This is a genomic window from Rahnella sp. AA (assembly GCF_002834385.1).
In the GTDB taxonomy this organism is placed as follows: Bacteria; Pseudomonadota; Gammaproteobacteria; order Enterobacterales; family Enterobacteriaceae; genus Rahnella.
Genome location: NZ_PITQ01000005.1, coordinates 336,275 through 355,999 on the forward strand (window position 1 = coordinate 336,275; position 19,725 = coordinate 355,999).

A 19,725-nucleotide genomic window follows, 5' to 3' on the forward strand; every position below is an offset into this window, starting at 1 on the left:
CCTTCGCATCATTTGTTAACACATTGCTTTTCAAATTGGCGCTTTCCCCGTCAGAGGCGGAAGCGGTAAAATTAAGGCTGAATTACCCATATTTTTTGTACGGCTTATGTAGCCGGATTGTTTATAAGGTTATTGCCAATGGATGTCCATCAAGTAAACGAACTGGGCGAAAAAGATGACAAAAAAGTGACTCAGATCATCGGAGCGCGCCAAAAAACGGTGATGCAGCGCGCCAGTCTGGATACGCCGGAAGAAGACTGGATTGCTGAAGAAGTGCCCGTCGCGCTGGTCTATAACGGGATATCGCACGTGGTGATGATGGCGTCGCCAAAAGACTTCGAAGCCTTCGCCCTGGGGTTTTCGCTCTCGGAAGGGATTATCGAATCGGCCGGCGACATTTACGGAATGGACGTCGCGCAAAACTGTAACGGAATCGAAGTTAATATTGAGTTATCGAGCCGACGCTTTGCCGGGCTGAAAGAACGCCGCCGCGCGATGGCGGGCCGTACCGGTTGCGGCGTCTGCGGCATCGAACAGCTGGGCGATCTGTTTCGCCCGCTCGCGCCGTTGCCGTTTACGCAAACCTTCGATCTGGCGAATCTGGACGCCGCGCTGCATCAGCTAAAATCCGTTCAGACCATCGGCCAGCTGACCGGCTGCACGCACGCCGCCGCGTGGATCACACCGGAAGGCACGATGTCGGGTGGCTGCGAAGACGTTGGCCGCCACGTCGCACTGGATAAAATGCTCGGCCTGCGCGCCAGACAAAACGACTGGAACACCGGCGCCGCGCTGGTTTCAAGCCGCGCCAGTTATGAAATGGTGCAGAAAGCCGCAATGTGCGGTGTTGAAATCCTGTTCGCCGTCTCCGCCGCCACCACCCTTGCGGTAGACGTCGCAGAAAAATGTAACCTGACGCTGGTCGGTTTCAGCAAACCCGGCCGGGCAACGGTGTATACGCATCCTCAGCGGTTGCGGTAAACTCAGCGCAGAATTTGAACAGTTCCCCTCAACTATAATTATAAGGAAATCAAATGCGACAGCCGTACCGACTGGAAAGCATAACTCTCAGGGATGTGGGCGTATTTGAGAATACGCATTTTGATTTCCCACCGATTAAAAGCGCCGAGGCTGACGCGGAAAAGGCGGAGATTCATATCTTCACCGGCCCGAACGGCTGCGGTAAAAGTACGCTGCTGTATGCGCTGGCGGCGGTTTTTGAATATACATTCAGAAGTGAAAATTTACTTATCAGCCGATGTTCTAAGAATTCTTCAACAGTTGATTTCTCTTTTGCTTCACAGGCTAGCTCTATTTACTTAAAAAATTATATTTATACTAAAAATAAAGGGCTTGGAATTACAGGACAAATGTTGGAGCCCTCCGAAAATGAGCAGTTAAAAAAATACCAACATTTTATGGTTACAATGAACGGGGCAACTGATTTTGCAGCATTTGCCTATTCCGGCCAATCAAGTTCAAGTGATAAATTTGATGTCACTGCTATTGAAGAGATAACCGAGTCTCCCTTTGAAAAAGCTCTATCTTTCAATACAACAGTACGCCCTAAAATTGTCGCCCAATGGATTGCCCTTAATCGTTCCAATGCTGCATTAGCTTTGCAAGATGGTGCACTTGAAGAAATTAAAAATTATGATCTGGCCCTCGAGCGCATCTCAAATTTCATCAAGACCGTCTGTGATTTAGACATCTCATTTCGTTTAGAAAGGAATCCGCGTTCTGTTTCTTTAATTATCAACGGCGAAATCGTCCCCTTTAACGTCCTGCCCGACGGTCTGAAATCCATTATCGGCTGGGTTGCTGACCTCGCTCTGCGACTCGAAGCCATCCCATGGAAGGAAAGCCGCGATATCTTCTCGCAACCCATCATCTTATTCCTCGACGAAGTCGATATTCATCTGCACCCGAAATGGCAGCGCCGCATTCTTCCGGCGATTCAAAAATTACTGCCCAATGCGCAGGTTTTTGTTTCCACGCATTCGCCGTTTGTCGTGGGCTCAGTCGAAGATGCCTGGGTTTACCGGTTGCCCGATCCGCTGCGTCTGGTTTGCCGTGATCCGCATATTGCCGAAGTGATTACGCCGACGGAATCCGCAGGCGGGAAAAGTTATCAGGTGATTCTGGAAGAAGTGTTCGGCGTCGAAGAACAATTTGATGTTGAAACGGAAGAGCTATTAGAACAGCTCCGGCTTGCAAGAAATGGTTATTTAGCTGGCACGCAGGATGACAATGAACTGAAGAAAACGGTTGAATTGCTGTTGGCCAAGAATAGCGAAGAATTGGAAGGTATTGTCCAGATGGAGATGAGACAAGTTGCAAGGCGCAAACCTAAAGGGAATTAATATGTTAAAAATTACCAGACCGGCTTGCCCGCCGCTTTTAGCAACAAGGCATGCAAAGTGGGCGGATGATTTTGTGACCGCCAGAGCTGCAAATTCTAATTCGAAATTTAGCTGGCGATCCAAAAAAAGCTATCAGCAAATGCGTGAAGCGCTTTTAGCCATGACGCTGAATCATTGCGCTTTTTGTGATGGAATCATCGGCATTGAAAGCCTGGAAACTGTTGAGCATTTTCAACCGAAAAAACATTTCCCAGCGCTGGCTTATACGTGGGGAAATTTATTCCCCTGCTGCAACCGATGTCAGGAACAGAAGGGCGAGAAGTACAATCCTGCGCTGCTAAAACCCGATGACGTTCTCTACGATTTTGAACACTTTTTTGTATGTAATGATGATGGTTCGATTGAACCTTCTGCCGCAGCAACTGTGCAGGATCAGGAAAGGGCGCAAGTAACGATCGACCTTTACGGGCTAAATCTGCCTGCACGCAAAAAACAACGCCGTACTCAGCAAAAGTTATATCGCAGCGGCGCACACGGTCTGTCTCTGGATGATTTGCCTTACCGGTTTTATCTTGCTGGCTGAAGAATCAATGATTGAACCCTCTAAGCACTCAGTGCCTTTAGACAATTTAGGATTGTTTGCGATTATCTGGTTCTAAGCCCCGAATAACAGGGGCTTACGCATGGCCTTACGAAGTGTCTGGCTTAGATAATCATTTTCAATATCATTTAATTAACTATAATGATCCGACTGATTACGCGGTGCTCACAAAGACGGTGCCGCCCTACACTATGGAGACGATGAACATGAGTTATTCACTGCCATCACTGCCTTACGCATACGACGCACTCGAACCGCATTTCGACAAAGAAACGATGGAAATCCATCACTCTAAACACCACCAGGCTTACGTTAACAACGCTAACGCCGCGCTGGAAAGCCTGCCAGAACTGGCTGCGCTGTCTGTTGAAGAGCTGATTGCTAACCTGGACAAAGTGCCTGCGGACAAGAAAGTTGCACTGCGTAACAACGCAGGTGGCCACGCTAACCACAGCCTGTTCTGGAAAGGCCTGAAAACTGGCACCACCTTACAGGGCGAACTGAAATCTGCGATCGAACGCGATTTCGGCAGCGTTGACGCTTTCAAAGAAGCTTTCGAAAAAGCAGCAGCAACCCGTTTCGGTTCTGGCTGGGCTTGGCTGGTTCTGAAAGACGGTAAACTGGCGGTTGTTTCTACAGCTAACCAGGACAGCCCGCTGATGGGCGAAGCAGTTTCAGGCGTTTCCGGTTATCCGCTGCTGGGTCTGGACGTTTGGGAACACGCTTACTACCTGAAATATCAGAACAAACGCCCTGATTACATCAAAGCCTTCTGGGCTGTTGTAAACTGGGACGAAGCAGCAAAACGTCTGGCTGAAGCGAAATAATTTCGCTTTACCGCCCGTAGCGGGCACGATGTTTTTTGCAAGAGGCAGGTCTGTGACCTGCCTTTTTTATGTCTCGTTTTCATCCCTAAAACGTAAGCCTGATCACTGTATTTCAGCGAATTATCCTTCCCCCTTCCACCATTTTTAGACCGCCCTCTCATTAATCAAAAATACACCACAGATCCTATAAAGTTTGCCGAAAAGACTACCGATAGAACTTTCACAAAGGCGTCACAAAATCGCTAACTTTTCGCAGGGATGTTTGACGGAGAAAAACTATGGGCAACGGATCGGGTCTTTCGCAGTGGATGAATAATCTCAAAGTCGGCACTAAACTCGGGCTCGGCTTCGGGTTGGTTCTTTTGATTGCCGCGGTGATCACCGCAGCCGGAATGATTAAGTTTAACGACATCAGCCAGCGCGCTGAAAAAGTTGATTTCAGTAATCAGATGAATGCGTTGCTTAATGATGCCCGCCTAAGCCGCACGCTTTATCAGCTCAATTACGACCCCGCCTACCTCAAGCAAAATCAGGACAAAATCAATGCGCTGTCACAGCTGATTGCACAGTCGAAAGACAAGCTGGAATGGGATGCGACCAGCCAGGCCGATCTCAATCAGGTGCCGGTAAAAATCCGGGAATACCAGGCCGCGCAGGACGCCTTCAAACAGGCAGTCGACAGAAAAGATGCCGTGCGTGCCAGCTGGAATCTTTCCGAAACCGAGGCCGTGGTGAAGCGCCTGCAGGAACAGCTGCGCGTAGAAGATGCCGATCCCTCTATTCGTCTTTCCCTTGCGGAAGTCGTTCAGAAACTGATCAGCGTGCGTTATTACGTGCGTGGCCTGTTGCTGAACATTAACAAAGAATCCGAAGCCACTTTACTGCAGGCTATCGACGATACACAGGCCAATGCTAAAAAGCTGAACGCGTTGCTGTTGCCCAATCAGCAGGCAACGCTGGCCCCGCTGATGACGGCGCTGGCGACTTACAAAAGCCACGTCGTCGCTTACATGCCAGCCTATGAAGATGAACAGAAAAACTCGCAACTTCTGTCGGTGAAAGCCACCGAGATGAACGCGCTGGTGGCAAAAATTTTCAAAAATGAACTGGATAACACACATCAGGATATTACCCATGCACAGATGATCATGCTGGTGATTACGCTGATTGTGATGCTGGCCGGTATCCTGATTGCATGGCGAATTACCCGCCAGATTGCACAGCCAATCCGCGATACGCTGAAAACGGCTGAAGCGATTGCGCAGGGCGATCTGACTGCCGCGCGCACTACAACGCGCCGCGACGAACTGGGTATGCTGATGAACGCAGTGGCTGCGATGAGCCAAAATCTCAGCACGATGATTTATGAAATCCGTTCAGGCGTTTCGCAGGTTTCCCACGCGGCAGCTGAAATCGCCGCCGGGAACACCGATTTATCCTCACGCACCGAACAACAGGCCGCAGCGGTTGAAGAAACCGCCGCCAGCATGGAAGAACTGAGCGCCACGGTGAAACAGAATGCCGATAATGCTCATCACGCCAGCAAGCTGGCGAGCGAAGCATCAGGCACCGCAACACTCGGCGGCAAGCAGGTCGGCGAAGTCGTCGAAACGATGCAGCAGATTTCCGGCAGTTCAAAACGTATTGCTGAAATCACTTCTGTCATCAACGGCATTGCCTTCCAGACCAACATTCTGGCACTGAACGCCGCCGTGGAAGCCGCAAGAGCCGGTGAACAAGGGCGCGGGTTCTCGGTAGTGGCTTCTGAAGTCCGCACGCTGGCACAGCGCAGTGCACAGGCGGCAAAAGAGATCGAAGGGCTGATTGCAGAATCAGTCGAACGGGTGAATACCGGTGCGAAGCTGGTGGAAAACACGGGTAACACCATGCAGGACATCGTGAAATCCGTCTCGCACGTCCGCGATATTATGGGAGAAATTGCGTCGGCCTCTGACGAACAAAGTCGCGGGATCAGCCAGATTTCTCAGGCAATTGTCGAGATGGACAGCACCACTCAGCAGAACGCCGCGCTGGTTGAGCAATCTTCAGCAGCCGCAGATTCTCTGGAAGATCAGGCCGCAACGCTGACGCAGGCGGTGTCGGTATTCCGTCTGGCCGATAACGGCAATATGCTGAAAGCACCGGCGTCCGGTGCGCTGCGCCGCCCGGTTCTCCCGGCAGTGCAGAATAAAACCAGCCAGGATAACTGGGAAACCTTCTGATTTACCTCACATCGCCCCGTGTGATTTTCATGCGGGGTGATTCCTGATACGCCAAACCGACAATGCGGGTTATGCTGAGCTCAACGACTGATTTCTCGCGGAGACCTTATGCATTATCCCGACGTCTATATCGGCAATATCGAAAGCTATCCTGATTATTCGCCCAGCGCGATTGCCAAACGGCAGATTGATGGCGCGGTTGTTCTGACCTCCGCCGGGCTTGAAGGCGATCAGCAGGCCGAAAAGAGTTATCACGGCGGCGCAGACCGTGCGCTGTGCCATTTTCCGCGCGAGCATTACGCCTGGCTGCGTCAGCAGTTTCCCGAAGAAGAAGACCGCTTTCATCCTCCCGCTTTTGGCGAAAATCTCTCAACGCTCGGCATGACGGAAGATAATGTGTTTATCGGCGATATTTTCCGCTGGGGCGAAGCGCTGATTCAGGTCACACAGCCGCGTGCGCCCTGCTATAAGCTCAATCATTTTCTGGGATGCAAAAACCTGTCGCCGTTGCTGCAACAAAGCGGGCGCTGCGGATGGCTTTATCGCGTCATCGGCACCGGAAATGTCAGCGGCGATCGCCCGCTGGAGTTGCTGACGCGCAACAGCGAGGTATCCGTCGCGGAAGCGATTTCTATTGCCTTTAACATGCCGTTTGATGAGGAACAGTATCGCCGTCTGATGTCGGCCGCCGGGCTTTCTGCCAGCTGGAGCAAGACGATGCAAACACGCCTGGTTCAGCGCAAGATCGAGGATTTTGGACGGAGATTGTTCGGTTCGGAAGGGAAGTAATTTTAGCTCCCTCCCCTGCGAAGGGGAGGGTTGGGTTGGGGTATTAAGGTCAAAAACATAAGTTAAAGTGTGCTTTAGCTATTGTGTTGCCAGCTACCCCCCTCCCGGCCTCCCCCTTCGCAGGGGGAGGAGCAGGGCCGACTCGTCTGCCGTGGAGCTAAAATCAGAAGGCTTTTTTAGAGAAACCGGTAACGACTTTCAGGCCCATTTCGCGGCCCAGTGCGGTCATCGGGTGAACCACCACGATCCCGCGTACGGTTTTCTTCAGCGTGCCCATGTCAGCCTGTTCTTTCTTGGTGATTTCACGGCTGAACAGCTTTTCCAGCTTCTGCGCTTCGGTGCTGAGTTTTTTTACGCGAACTTCTTTCAGACGCGCGATCTCAGCAGTCAGCTTCTCTTTTTCTTCTTCGTGCGCGGCGATAAGCTCTGAATTACCCGCCTGAATAACGGTCGCATCTTTGTGGTTCAGGGCATCCAGCATGTCGCTAAGGCGCTTAATCTCGGCTTTTTCGATTTCTTTCATGGTCTCAGTCCGTTCATGCCGCAGCGGGCACAACTGTAAAAAGGGATAATAACGCTCAGTGTATCAGAAAGTGCACGGTTCTTCAGTTCACTCCTGCACTTGCACAAGCCCTGGCGGTAAGCCGCACATCTCACAAGCCCGCTCGCCGATGCGGATCATCGCTGAAATATAGCGCGTATCGAACACATAACAGCAGGATAAACGCAGGCCGTTACTGTAACGCCCGCTCGGGGAATACAGCTGGCCAGGCGTCATACAGATTTTATCTTTCAGCAGTTGATGGAACAGCCTGACGCAATCCACTTCCGGCGGGAAATCGACCCAGATGACGAAACCGCCCGCCGGTTGGGTCGCTCGTGTGCCCTGCGGGAAATGCTGAGCAATCAGCGCGCGCGCCTGTTCGACCTGCGAGGCATACCGGCGGCGCAACGCCCGCAGATGATGGTCGTAGCCGCCGGACTCCAGAAACAGCGTCAGCGTCTGTGAAAGCAGGGCCGATTCCGCCATCGAGGAAACGGCTTTCAGTTTATGCAGCCGGTCGGCAAAACGGCCACCTTCCACCCAGCCAATGCGAAAATCCGGTGCGAGCGTTTTGGTAAAACTGGTGCAAAACAGGATCCAGCCATCGGTATCAAACGATTTCACCGCCGGAGAGAGCGTCGCACCGAACTGGATTTCGGCATAAAGACCATCTTCAATCAGCGGTACCTGATGAACGTTCATCAACCGCGCCAGTCGTTTTTTCGCATCCAGCGGCATGGTAAAGCCCAGCGGATTTTGCGCTGTCGGCATCGCGATAACCGCATTCAGGCGCTTCTCGCTGAGCAGCATTTCCAGCACGTCCAGAGAAAGCCCGGTTTGCGGATCGGTCGGGATTTCCACCGCTTTCAGCCCGAGGCTCGCCAGCATCGGCAGCAGATAAAAATAGGTCGGCGTTTCCAGCCCGACGCTGTCGCCCGGTTTGGTCGTCACGCGCAATGCCAGCTGCAACGCTTCCATACAACCGTGCGTAATCGTGATATCGGTCGGTTCTAAAATCATGCCCAGCGCCAGCGCGCGGCGGGCGATTTGTTGCCGCAGCGCCGGATGCCCCGGCGGCAAAGCATATTTCCCGATCAGGTCCGGCTGACGGCGCAACAGGGACGACATAATGCGCCCGAGTTTTCCGCTCGGATAAAAGTCATTGGACTGCGGGCAGGCCAGCGACAGATTGGTGTACGCCGGGTCGGTTTGCGAGGCAAAAACAGTGTCGATCAGATCCAGTACTTCGTCTGCCGGTTCGGCAGCTGACGTCTGCGGCTGTTCCTGCGGCGGCTGATGTTCCAGCGCGGGCAATGCGGCGCGCACATAAAAACCGGACTGCGGGCGGGCCTCAATAAAACCGCGATCTTCCAGCCGCCGGTACGCCGCGACTACCGTATTAATGCTGACCGACCAGGTTTGCGCACTGCGCCGCACCGACGGTAACCGGCTGCCCGGTGCCAGCGTGCCGCGGCGAATGGCTTCGGCCAGTTGTTCCGCCAGCTGGTTGTAACGGGTGTCGGGCAGTTCCGCAATATCGGTCATGGTGTCAGTTCCGTAAAATTGAAAGGGTACAGTTTTTCCCTGTTGAAACTGTAACCCTAACAATAGCGTATTTCTGGTTCTGTTACCTTCCTCCTGAGCTGATTATTCTGGTTGTCTGGAACACAGGGGAAAATAAAAAATGATAGATACCGCTTTTGTCAGTTACGTCACCGTGATGTCGATTACGCCGGGCCCGAATAATCTGTTGCTGGCGGCGTCCGGGGTTAATTTCGGGTTACGCCGCAGCGTGCCGATGATGCTGGGGATCACGCTGGGCTGCGTGGTGCAATGCGCACTGATGACCTCCATGCTGGCGATTTTACTGAGCTGGATGAACGTCGTGCGCCTGCCGATGGCCGTGGTGGGGTGTACTTATCTGTTCTGGCTGTCGTGGAAAATTTACCGATCCGGCACGCCGAAAGAAGGCGAAAAACAGCAACCGATGAATATGGTCGGCGGCGCGCTTTTTCAGGCAATTAACCCGAAAGCATGGCTGATGGCGACTAACGTGGCGATCCTGTTTACACCTCCGGACGGCAATATGCTGCATCACACGCTGCTGATTTGCGTCGGCTTCGCGCTGATCAATCTGCCATGCATTCTGATCTGGGTGGTGATGGGTGACAGATTGCGTCAGGCGTTACGTGTGGAATGGAAGCTGAAACTGTTCAATACAATTATGGGCGGAATGATGGCGTTAACCGCACTGTGGCTGCTGGTCGGCGAAGTGCGTCACGCGCTTAACTAAAGCGAATCCCCAAGATAGTTCGGGTTGCAGAAAGGCGGCAAGTGATGGGATCCCGATGAGCTTACTCAGGTAAGTGATTCGGGTGAGTGAACGCAGTCAACGCATCTGCGGATCGAAGTATGACGGGGATTTATTTTTTGACCGGGGAAAGCCGTGAAGGCTGCTGATTGCTGATATGCGCGATCAGGCCGGTAATGGAAAGCACCATCGTGGAGCGGACGATTTGCTGGTAGCGCTGACGTTGCATAGCGATCAGTGATTCGTCGGCTTCGCCGGGTTTGAGGAAGGTGGGTGCAGGCGGTAGCTCCGTCACGCAATGTAATTCTCCGAACGGGCCGAGAATTTCATCGTCAGTGAAACGATACTCTTCGCCGTCGTAATTCAGCTCTTCACGCAGCGCCATCAGTAATTCCGCGTCTTCATACTCATGACGGCTGATCACGCCTAACGCGTAAATCAGTTTCAGGCGTACGGAGAGATCGCCAAGCGGGCCGGTGCCGGTCAGCAGGGGTTCAACGGCGTACTTCACTGCATAATCGTCTTTGCGAAAAACCTGCACAACCAGGATATCCAGCGCTTCGGCCAGCAATTCTACGGCGGTCATCAAAAAGCTGCGCACAGTTTTACCCGCATTGAGCTTTTCCAGTACACGGTTTTCAAACGCCTGAGCTTTTTCCATAGGGCTTACTTGCAGTAAAGAACCGGTGCTAACAGCGCCCCTGGCGTCATCCATGATGCGCACATGAAGGGCAGGAAGATCCTGCCCGACAGGGCTTTCTTTGCCTGGTGTTGGCGAAATCAAAATAAACGCAGTATTAGTGCATCGATTCGTAGAGAGCGACGGCTTTCGCCACAACTTCGCCTTCTTCTGGCAGACCTGAAATCTGGGCGAGGGCAGCTTTTGGCCCGACTTTCTCCAGCAGTTCTACCAGCTCTTTAGCTTGCGGATCCTGCTCGCTGCGATAATGCATCGCGGCAGCAATCCCTGTCACCAGGTTGTCGTGTGGAAGGCGATATTCCTGTGTCCCCAGCAACGGCTTAATCAGGCGATCGCCTGCGCTCAGTTTACGCAGTGGCTGGCGGCCAACGCGTTCAACATCATCATGCAGATACGGGTTTTCGAAACGGGACAGAATCTTTTCGATGTATGCAGCGTGTTTTTCCGGATCAAAACCGTAACGACGGATCAGCACTTCGCCACTCTCTACCATCGCGCCGCGAACCACCAGACGCACTTTCTCGTCAAGGATCGCATCACGGATTGTCGCGTGGCCCGCCTGCTGACCGAGATAGGCGGTGATCGCATGGCCGGTATTGAGGGTGAAGAGTTTGCGTTCCACAAATGCCATCAGGTTATCGGTCAGCTCCATTCCGGCGATTTGCGGCAGAGGGCCTTTAAACTGTGTTTTATCCACAATCCACTCGCTGAAGGTTTCAACGGTGACTTCCAGCGGATCAGTCGAACCGGCGGCGGCCGGTGGGACGATACGGTCAACGGCAGAATCGACAAAGCCGATATGCGCTTCAACCCAAGCTTTTTCATCCTCCGGCAGCGCGTTGAATACGTGCTGTTTGAACTGGCTGGTGCCGCGCACCATATTCTCACAGGCAATAATATTCAGTGGCTTTTCGTTGCCCTGCTGGTGACGCAGCACCAGACCTTTCGCCACATTTGGCGCGATTTTTTCGAGCACGGTCGGGCCAACGGCGGTGGTCACTAAATCGACTTCGGCAATCAGGTTGATGGCATCCTGACCGGCGCTGTTGACGGCATTCACATTGCTGACAGGCTCAACGGTGGCCTGTTCACCGACAACGTGCACGTTATAGCCTTTGCGGCTGTTCAGTGCATCCAGTAAAGCAGGGCTGACATCGGCAAATGTCAGTTCAGCCCCGGCATCAGCAAGTAATTTACCGATAAAACCGCGACCAATGTTACCTGCGCCAAAATGTAATGCTTTCATAATATTTCCTTCAAATCGGGGGCCATACTTTCTGGTAAAAAGCTTTAGGTAAAGCTGGGAGCCGCCCGGCTCCGAATCAACAAGCGGGTCTCAATATCAAGACCCGCTTAGTAACGCTCTACTGATTAACCGCGAAGAATCGTCAGAACTTCTTCAACGCTGGTGGTGTTCGCCAGACGTTCGATAACACCGTCTTCGTCAAGCGCCGTCGTCAGCTTGGTGATCACGTTGATGTGTTCATTATTACGCGCGGCGATACCGACTACCAGGCGCGCTGAATCATCTTCGTCTTCACCCCAGCGGATGCCCGCCGGATACTGACAGAACACGATACCGGTTTTCAGTACGCGATCTTTCGCTTCGATTGTACCGTGTGGCACCGCGATTGACTCGCCCAGATACGTGGAGGTCAGTTGCTCACGCGCCAGCATCGCTTCAACATATTCTGCCTGAACGTAACCGCCTTTAACCAGTTGTTCACCCGCAAAACGAATGGCGTCTTCTTTCGTTGCCGCCTGCAGGCCCAGGAAGATGTTGCTTTCGCTGATGCGGAACAGGTTTTCGTTTTCACTGTCGGAGACAATACTGTCGCCCAACGTGGTGGTCACTTTCTCTTTGTACTGGCTGCTTTTGTTCACTTCAACCAGGCGTGAAGTCAGGTCAGTGTACAGGCCGCTGTCGAGGAAGTTGGTCAGCGAGATGTGCTGGGCATGTGGCACCTGGCGCATCGCACGTTCAGTCAGGTCACGGTGTGTAATGACCAGGTCAACGTCGTCCGGCAAATTGTTGATTGCACTGTTAGTCACGCTGATGTTGGTCAGCCCTGCATCCTGCACTTTTTTACGCAGCACGCCGGCGCCCATTGCGCTGGAACCCATGCCGGCATCACAGGCAACGATGATTTTACGTACGGTAGACAGGTCGCCAGCAACGCCAGTCGCGCCTGGTTTACCGCCTTTAGATTCGGCTTTCATGTCCTGAACGCGACGGGTTGCGTCTTCCAGATCATCACCTTCTTTTGCTTTCGTTGTTTTCAGCAAGAATGAAGAGATGACGAAAGAAACCGCAAACGCAGCCACGATAGCGGCGATGTTAGCGAAATAAGCACCTTTTGGCGTCATCGCCAGCACGGCCAGGATTGACCCCGGAGAAGCCGGAGAAACCAGACCACCGTTCAGTACGGTCAGGGTGAATACGCCCGTCATACCACCCAGAATTACCGCCAGCAGCAGACGTGGGTTCATCAGAACGTATGGGAAATAAATTTCGTGGATACCACCCAGGAAGTGGATGATTGCCGCGCCGCCAGCAGATTGCTTAGCGCTGCCACGACCGAAGAACATGTACGCCATCAGGACGCCCATACCCGGCCCCGGGTTCGCTTCGATCAGGAAGAAGATTGATTTACCGGTTTCAGTCGCCTGCTGGATACCCAGCGGAGAGAAGATACCGTGGTTGATGGCGTTGTTGAGGAACAGGATTTTCGCCGGTTCAACAAAGATAGAGGCCAGCGGCAACAGGTTATGAATAACCATGATGTGCACGCCTGCGGCCAGCACTTTAGACAGCGCTTCTACCAGCGGACCGATAGCCAGGAAGGCGAGGATCGCCAGCAGCATACCGATAATCCCGGCGGAGAAGTTGTTAACCAACATCTCGAAGCCGCTTTTGATTTTACCGTCAACCCAGCGGTCGAAACGCTTAATTGCCCAGCCGCCCAGCGGACCTGCAATCATTGCGCCGAGGAACATTGGCATATCCGCACCGACGATAACACCCATAACGGTGATTGCGCCGACCACACCACCGCGATCACCACCGACCAGACGACCACCGGTGAAACCGATGAGCAGTGGCAGGAGATAAGTGATCATCGGGCCAACCAGCTTCGCTAATGTTTCATTAGGGATCCAGCCGGTAGGAATGAACAGAGCAGTAATGATACCCCAGGCGATAAATGCGCCGATGTTGGGCATTACCATGTTACTCAGGAAGCGACCAAAGTTTTGAACCTTGATCTTAACGTCTGGTGAAAACATAAAACGCACCCCTATTGATACGCGCTGACAATAGAGCGCGTGATATCAGTTAATTATCGGTGACGGTTAATTCGGTTTTTGTGCCACTACTTTAAAAATCCGTCCGTCGAATTGCTGTCTGCGAGGCGGACTCTACCATGCGATTATAGGCCCCGCGTAGTCACCCGACAGCCCGTGATGAAGATCACACATACACAGCCATCACCCCCTACATTTTGGTGATCACGATCACAAAAACAGCCTGTAACCCAGCTACACTGCAGATAATTTAATCAATTCACCGACAACAATGTGACTTAAGTCACGTTTTATTAACGACTCTTTATCATTAAAATGTGATATTCATCACAAAGTATTTTTCACCAGACTTGTGTATTTCGTTTAAAAACCGTTCAGACGTGTCAGGTGAATGCGGAATTGAGTTTACGGGGAAGATATTGAAATAAAATTACAGGAGGCGGGTAAGAAAAACGGCGGCTGTTTCAGACAGTCCGCCGTTTGATATCGGTTTTTCAGCAGAGATTACTTCCCGCCTTGCGCCTTCACGATGGCGGCCTGCAATTCTTCGGCAGACACGGCACCTGGCAGCACGGTGGTGTTTTCTGCGGTCGCGCCGCTGGTTGGCATCACGACAAAACCAGGCGTGCCGCTAAAGCCTAACGTGCGGGCAAGTTCATCGTTAGCGGCGATAGCGTCATGCGTTGCTTTACGCTGCGCGTCGGTTGGGGTTGTCGCTTTCGCCGCTTTCACAGCACCAGCAATATCCGCGTCGGTCAGTTTGCCTTCGTCATGGCCGGTGCGATAAATGCTGTTGTGGTAGTCGAAGTAAGCTTGTGCGCCCTTTTCTTTCCAGATAGCCATACCGGTTTCAGCCGCAGTGATGGACGCTTTCCAGCGGTCACCGAAGATTGGCCATTCTTTGAAGACGAAACGAACGTTCGGGTTGGCTTTCACCGTCTGCTCAACCAGTGGCGCCATGTGGCTGCAATACAGGCACTGGTAATCAAAGAATTCTACAAAGGCCACTTTGGCATCTTTCGGGCCGTAACTCGGCGTTGCTGGATCTTCAATCAGTGCTTTTGAATTTGCCAGCACGGCGCTCAGGGTTTCCTGTTGCTGCTGATCGGCCTGTTTAGCCTGAAGCTTCTGGCTGACCTGCACCAGAATTTCAGGGTGCTGAAGCATGTAATCAGCCGCAATTTTACCAATGGCTTCCTGCTGCGCCGGGGTGAAATCTGCCGTTGCGCTGTCGGCGGCGTTGGCCAGCGCAGGTGCCAGCACCAGAGAGGCCAACAGAGTCATCGTCTGACGTTTCATCAAAAAATCCTTAGAGTGAAAAACGGGGAAAATCGGACAGTTGCGATCAAAAGTAGAGGAAATCTACAAAATTTGCAGGCAATAAATTGTCATTTTTTATAAATATGCGGCACCGGAGCACTGGTTTGACCCAATAAAAAAGCCACGCATAAAATGACGTGGCTTTTGTCACTCAGGGTCGCGCTTAGTTGCTGAAATCGCCTTGTGCGACTTTCTGCGCCTGAAGCAATGTCTGCTGTTTACCCACGAGATTTGTCATCATAGTGTTGTACTGCGTCGCCTGCTGCTGAGTGGGGAACTGTACGCCGCCGTTAGCAAAAGCAACCTGAGTCCCCTGCTGTTGCAGGAAGTCACCCACGGAGACGATATCCTGCGTGAAGCTTTGCAGCGCAGGCACCAGCGGGGTCAGCACGTTCGCCGGCTGAGTCACCACCGAGTTGTAGACCTGGCCGTAAACCGCTTTCAGGTCATCCGGCTGCTTAAGTACAGCCATCGCAGTATCCGCTTTCACTTTCGAATCGCGTAGCTGTGCATTCAGCAAGCTCAGCGTGCTGGCGGCCTGTTGCAGTGCGCTGCGCTGGGTCATGTAATCCTGCGGTGTACGCACCTGACCGATGGCACTGACGACCGGGGCAAAGCTGCCTTCAACAGCACCTTTCATCTGACGGGAGAATGACAGGATGATGCCGTAGTCATTCGCGTAATTACCAAAACGTTGCTTCTGATCTTCACTCAGCGATGGCAGGTTTTGCCCGCTGCGCATCACGGTATTTTGCAAATAATCGATAAAGGCTTTGCGTTGTTCCGGTTCTTTATCGCCACATGCGGTAAGTTGAAACACTACCAGCAGTGCAATAAACGGCGCCAGCCAGCGAGAAAATGCACCGCTTCTGATCCCTACAGCCATGAGTCCTGACTCCTGATTTCAATGTTCTTCTACCGGCGAATTCCCTGCCGATGCTGTGCATCCCATGCGGGGTATAGGATAGAACATCTGGGGGGGATGTGATACTTAAGGCTGCGCCTTAAAATCCCTTTTTTTGCCGAGGCTCAGCTGTTGAGCTTTTTAAATTCAACGTCCATAACTTGGGTTACCACCCAAACTGGCGTTACTGGCCTTAATGCTAAAAGAAGAACCGCGACAATTTCGGTTTCTCAATTGCAGCGCTCACTTAACGCTTTGCGCCGAAACCGCCCAAAAGAGGCCAGGACGGGCCTCTCTTGGATCTCTCCCGTCTTTTTACTGCGCGCTACCGCTCGCTGGCTATATTTCAGAAGCGACCGCTATTGCCGCGAAAACTTGCCGCTGCGCGGTTCCTTCGTATCGGTATTCGAGCCTTGCGGTCTCGAAACTCTCACTCAGCAAGTCTTCTGAAAGCGGCTGGAGGCTTTTTAAGTCAAAGGAAGATTTGAGAATCAGCCAGTAAGGTTGTGCTTTAGAAAGCCAGTGGCCGCTTTCAAAAATCACGCCGGAGGAGTGGTGGAAAACCGCGTGTCTTTTTACGCGGGTTGTAGCCCGAACGTAGGGAACCGCGAAGCGGCGGGATTTTGCGGCAATAAGAGGAGTGTCTGAAACATAGCCAGCGAGCGGTAGCGCGCAGTGAAAGAGCCCGGGGGTCTTGGGGGCGGCGGCGATATGCCGCCCCCAAGTCGGTGTGGGCCGACGCCCACGACCTTGACCTGATTTTGACTTTTGAAAAGTTGCTTACTTACTGAAGTAAAGAAATATCCGCCACTTGTAAGAACAACTCCCTCAGCTTGGACAGTAACGTCAACCGGTTGATTCGAATCGCTTCGCTCTCATCCATCACCATCACGGTGTCAAAGAACGTATCCACGGTTTCACGCAGGGCTGCCAGTTCGACCAGCGCTTCTTTGTACTGACCGGCAGCAAACAGCGGCTCCAGTTTGTCACGCAGAACCACCAGATGCGTAGCCAGTTTCAGCTCAGCGGGTTCTTTCAGCACGGAGGCGTGAACGTGATCCAGCAGAACGTCGGTGGATTTCGCCAGGATGTTGGAAACGCGTTTGTTGGCCGCAGCCAGCGTTGCCGCTTCATCCAGCGTACGGAAGTAGCTCACCGCTTTTACACGGGCGTCGAAATCAGCCGGTTTGGTTGGACGACGCGCCAGCACGGCCTGAATGGTATCGACCGCGTGACCTTCTTCCTGATACCACGCGCGGAAACGACCGAGCATGAAATCAACCACCTCATCGACAACCTTGGCGTTAGTCAGCTTGTCACCGTACAGGCGCACCGCTTCTTCGGTCAGGGTTTGCAGATCAAGAGACAGGTTTTTCTCAACGATAATACGCAGCACGCCCAGCGCAGCACGGCGCAGTGCAAACGGGTCTTTATCGCCTTTTGGATGTTGGCCAATGCCGAAGATACCGGCCAGCGTGTCCATCTTGTCTGCGATAGCCAGCGCACAAGCCACCAGCGATGCCGGTAATTCGTCGCCCGCAAAGCGTGGCTGATACTGTTCGTTCAGCGCAACCGCGACTTCTTCCTGCTCGCCGTCGTGACGCGCATAGTGCATGCCCATCACGCCCTGTGTGTCGGTGAATTCGAAGACCATGTTGGTCATCAGATCACATTTGGACAGCAGACCCGCGCGTTTTGCGTTTTCAACGTTGGCACCGATTTTCCCGGCAATCCAGCCAGACAGCGCCTGAATGCGGTCCGTTTTGTCACGTAGCGTACCCAGCTGTTTCTGGAACAATACGGTTTCCAGACGCGGCAGGTTATCTTCGAGACGTTTTTTACGGTCAGTGTTGAAGAAGAATTCCGCATCGGCCAGACGCGGGCGAACCACTTTCTCGTTACCGGAGATGATTTGCTGCGGATCTTTCGATTCGATGTTGGCCACGAAGATGAAGTTCGGCAAAAGTTTGCCCGCGGCGTCGTACACCGGGAAATACTTCTGGTCGCCTTTCATGGTGTAAACCAGCGCTTCCGCCGGAACTGCCAGGAATTTCTCTTCGAATTTAGCGGTCAGAACCACCGGCCATTCCACCAGAGAAGCCACTTCTTCCAGCAGGCTTTCGCTGAGATCGGCAATACCGCCAATCTCTTTCGCCGCTTTCTCAGCATCCTGTTTGATGATGGCTTTACGCTGCTCGTAATCCGCAATGACTTTGCCGCGTTCCAGCAGGATTTGCGGGTACTGATCGGCGTTATCGATAGTGAATTCCGGCTCGCCCATGAAACGGTGGCCGCGAATGGTACGCGCAGAATCGATACCGAGGATTTTCGCCGGGATCAGTTCATCGCCCAACAACAACGTCACGGTGTGAACCGGACGCACAAACTGCACGTCGGAATCGCCCCAGCGCATCAGTTTAGGAATAGGCAATTTGGACAAAGATGTCGCGATCATTGCAGGCAGCAGTTGTTGCGCGCTTTCGCCTTTGACGTGTGCGCGGTAAACCAGCCATTCGCCTTTGTCGGTGACCAGACGGTCAGCCTGTTCGACGGTGATGCCGCAACCACGAGCCCAGCCTTCTGCGGCTTTGCTTGGTTTGCCTTCTGCATCAAACGCCTGCGCCACAGCCGGGCCGCGTTTTTCAACTTCGCGATCGGCCTGTGATTCATGCAGACCGGAGACTTTCAGCGCCAGACGGCGCGGTGCAGCAAACCATTTAACGTCCCCGTGTGGCAGATTCGCCGCATCGAGTTCCGCAGTCAGATTAGCGGCAAAGGATTCAGCAAGGCTACGAAGGGCCTTCGGTGGCAGTTCTTCCGTGCCGATTTCCACCAGAAAAGTTTTTTCAGTCATGGCTGTTTCTCACTTCTCGTTCTTTTTGCACATCGGGAAGCCCAGCACTTCGCGGGAAGCGTAATACGCCTCAGCTACCGCTTTAGTCAGGGTACGGATGCGCAGAATGTAGCGCTGACGTTCAGTCACAGAAATCGCTTTACGCGCGTCGAGCAGGTTGAAGCAATGTGCAGCTTTCAGGATGCGCTCGTAAGCAGGCAGTGCCAGCGGCTTTTCGAGAGCCAGCAGGGTTTGCGCTTCTTTCTCGTGCTGTTCAAAACAGGAGAACAGGAAATCGACATCGGCATATTCGAAGTTATAGGTGGATTGCTCCACTTCGTTCTGATGGAACACGTCGCCGTAAGTCGTTTTGCCCAGCGGACCGTTGCTCCAGACCAGATCGTAAACGCTGTCCACGCCCTGGATGTACATCGCCAGACGCTCAAGACCGTAGGTGATTTCGCCGGTCACAGGTTTACATTCCAGGCCGCCGACCTGCTGGAAGTAAGTGAACTGCGTCACTTCCATGCCGTTCAGCCACACTTCCCAGCCGAGACCCCAGGCGCCGAGCGTCGGGTTTTCCCAGTTATCTTCTACGAAGCGGATATCGTGGATAAGCGGGTCAAGGCCCAGCTCTTTCAGGGAACCGAGGTACAGTTCCTGAATGTTTTCCGGTGACGGTTTGATCATCACCTGGAACTGATAATAGTGTTGCAGGCGGTTCGGGTTCTCACCGTAGCGACCGTCGGTCGGGCGGCGGGAAGGCTGAACATAGGCTGCCGCAAAAGGCTCAGGGCCGAGTGCGCGCAGGCTGGTCATCGGGTGCGAGGTGCCCGCGCCGACTTCCATATCCAGCGGTTGAACAATGGTGCAGCCCTGCTGCGCCCAATAATCTTGCAGTGTCAGGATCAGGCCCTGAAATGTCTTGGTATCAAACTTTTGCATGTTGGATTCGCACGCGAGAAAGTGGGTTTATAAAGAGTCGGACAGTATACCCGCTGAACGGAA

At 53.0% G+C, this 19,725-nt stretch carries 16 protein-coding genes; 7 read left to right on the forward strand and 9 right to left on the reverse strand.

What is annotated here, in order from left to right:
* The first annotated feature begins 138 nt into the window (after positions 1 to 138).
* The 6 genes from fdhD (at position 139) to yiiM (ending at position 6,802) form a co-directional block, all read left to right on the forward strand.
* Positions 139 to 981 (forward strand): formate dehydrogenase accessory sulfurtransferase FdhD, encoded by an 843-nt coding sequence (gene fdhD, locus CWS43_RS14765; RefSeq protein WP_101077774.1) that lies wholly within the window; start codon positions 139 to 141, stop codon positions 979 to 981.
* A 53-nt stretch (positions 982 to 1,034) separates the two neighbouring features.
* On the forward strand, positions 1,035 to 2,363 hold the full coding sequence (locus CWS43_RS14770; RefSeq protein ID WP_101077775.1) for an AAA family ATPase: 1,329 nt from the start codon (positions 1,035 to 1,037) through the stop codon (positions 2,361 to 2,363).
* 1 nt (position 2,364) lies between these two features.
* Positions 2,365 to 2,946 (forward strand): retron system putative HNH endonuclease, encoded by a 582-nt coding sequence (locus CWS43_RS14775; protein WP_101077776.1) that lies wholly within the window; start codon positions 2,365 to 2,367, stop codon positions 2,944 to 2,946.
* A gap of 224 nt (positions 2,947 to 3,170) precedes the next feature.
* Entirely contained in the window at positions 3,171 to 3,791 is a 621-nt protein-coding gene (sodA, locus tag CWS43_RS14780) for a superoxide dismutase [Mn] (RefSeq protein WP_101077777.1), read from the forward strand.
* Positions 3,792 to 4,069: 278 nt separating this feature from the next.
* A complete protein-coding gene (locus CWS43_RS14785; protein WP_101077778.1) occupies positions 4,070 to 6,013 on the forward strand; it encodes a methyl-accepting chemotaxis protein in 1,944 nt (647 codons plus the stop codon).
* A gap of 108 nt (positions 6,014 to 6,121) precedes the next feature.
* Positions 6,122 to 6,802, forward strand: a complete 681-nt coding sequence (yiiM, locus tag CWS43_RS14790) for a 6-hydroxyaminopurine reductase (RefSeq protein WP_101077779.1) — start codon at positions 6,122 to 6,124, stop codon at positions 6,800 to 6,802.
* 163 nt (positions 6,803 to 6,965) lie between these two features.
* On the opposite strand, the gene CWS43_RS14795 is transcribed toward yiiM, so the two are convergent.
* Complete coding sequence (locus tag CWS43_RS14795; RefSeq protein ID WP_101077780.1) at positions 6,966 to 7,325, reverse strand: YibL family ribosome-associated protein; 360 nt, start codon at positions 7,323 to 7,325, stop codon at positions 6,966 to 6,968.
* Positions 7,326 to 7,412: 87 nt separating this feature from the next.
* Positions 7,413 to 8,891, reverse strand: a complete 1,479-nt coding sequence (locus tag CWS43_RS14800; protein WP_101077781.1) for a PLP-dependent aminotransferase family protein — start codon at positions 8,889 to 8,891, stop codon at positions 7,413 to 7,415.
* A 139-nt stretch (positions 8,892 to 9,030) separates the two neighbouring features.
* Here CWS43_RS14800 and CWS43_RS14805 point away from each other — a divergent pair, with 139 nt between their 5' ends.
* Positions 9,031 to 9,639, forward strand: a complete 609-nt coding sequence (locus tag CWS43_RS14805; RefSeq protein WP_101077782.1) for a LysE family translocator — start codon at positions 9,031 to 9,033, stop codon at positions 9,637 to 9,639.
* Positions 9,640 to 9,769: 130 nt separating this feature from the next.
* On the opposite strand, the gene CWS43_RS14810 is transcribed toward CWS43_RS14805, so the two are convergent.
* The 7 genes from CWS43_RS14810 to glyQ all read right to left on the reverse strand — a co-directional run bounded on the left by CWS43_RS14810 (position 9,770) and on the right by glyQ (position 19,662).
* A complete protein-coding gene (locus CWS43_RS14810; protein ID WP_101077866.1) occupies positions 9,770 to 10,318 on the reverse strand; it encodes an MltR family transcriptional regulator in 549 nt (182 codons plus the stop codon).
* A 136-nt stretch (positions 10,319 to 10,454) separates the two neighbouring features.
* Complete coding sequence (locus tag CWS43_RS14815) at positions 10,455 to 11,603, reverse strand: mannitol-1-phosphate 5-dehydrogenase (protein WP_101077783.1); 1,149 nt, start codon at positions 11,601 to 11,603, stop codon at positions 10,455 to 10,457.
* 125 nt (positions 11,604 to 11,728) lie between these two features.
* On the reverse strand, positions 11,729 to 13,642 hold the full coding sequence (locus tag CWS43_RS14820; protein WP_101077784.1) for a PTS mannitol transporter subunit IICBA: 1,914 nt from the start codon (positions 13,640 to 13,642) through the stop codon (positions 11,729 to 11,731).
* A 522-nt stretch (positions 13,643 to 14,164) separates the two neighbouring features.
* The gene (locus CWS43_RS14825; RefSeq protein ID WP_101077785.1) at positions 14,165 to 14,959 is read right to left on the reverse strand and encodes a DsbA family protein; all 795 of its coding nucleotides are present in this window, start codon (positions 14,957 to 14,959) and stop codon (positions 14,165 to 14,167) included.
* A gap of 184 nt (positions 14,960 to 15,143) precedes the next feature.
* Positions 15,144 to 15,866, reverse strand: coding sequence for a DUF3053 domain-containing protein (locus CWS43_RS14830; protein WP_101077786.1), 723 nt, complete (start codon positions 15,864 to 15,866; stop codon positions 15,144 to 15,146).
* Positions 15,867 to 16,668: 802 nt separating this feature from the next.
* On the reverse strand, positions 16,669 to 18,738 hold the full coding sequence (gene glyS, locus CWS43_RS14835; RefSeq protein WP_101077787.1) for a glycine--tRNA ligase subunit beta: 2,070 nt from the start codon (positions 18,736 to 18,738) through the stop codon (positions 16,669 to 16,671).
* A 9-nt stretch (positions 18,739 to 18,747) separates the two neighbouring features.
* Positions 18,748 to 19,662, reverse strand: coding sequence for a glycine--tRNA ligase subunit alpha (gene glyQ, locus CWS43_RS14840; protein WP_056775883.1), 915 nt, complete (start codon positions 19,660 to 19,662; stop codon positions 18,748 to 18,750).
* Between the last annotated feature and the right edge of the window lie 63 nt (positions 19,663 to 19,725).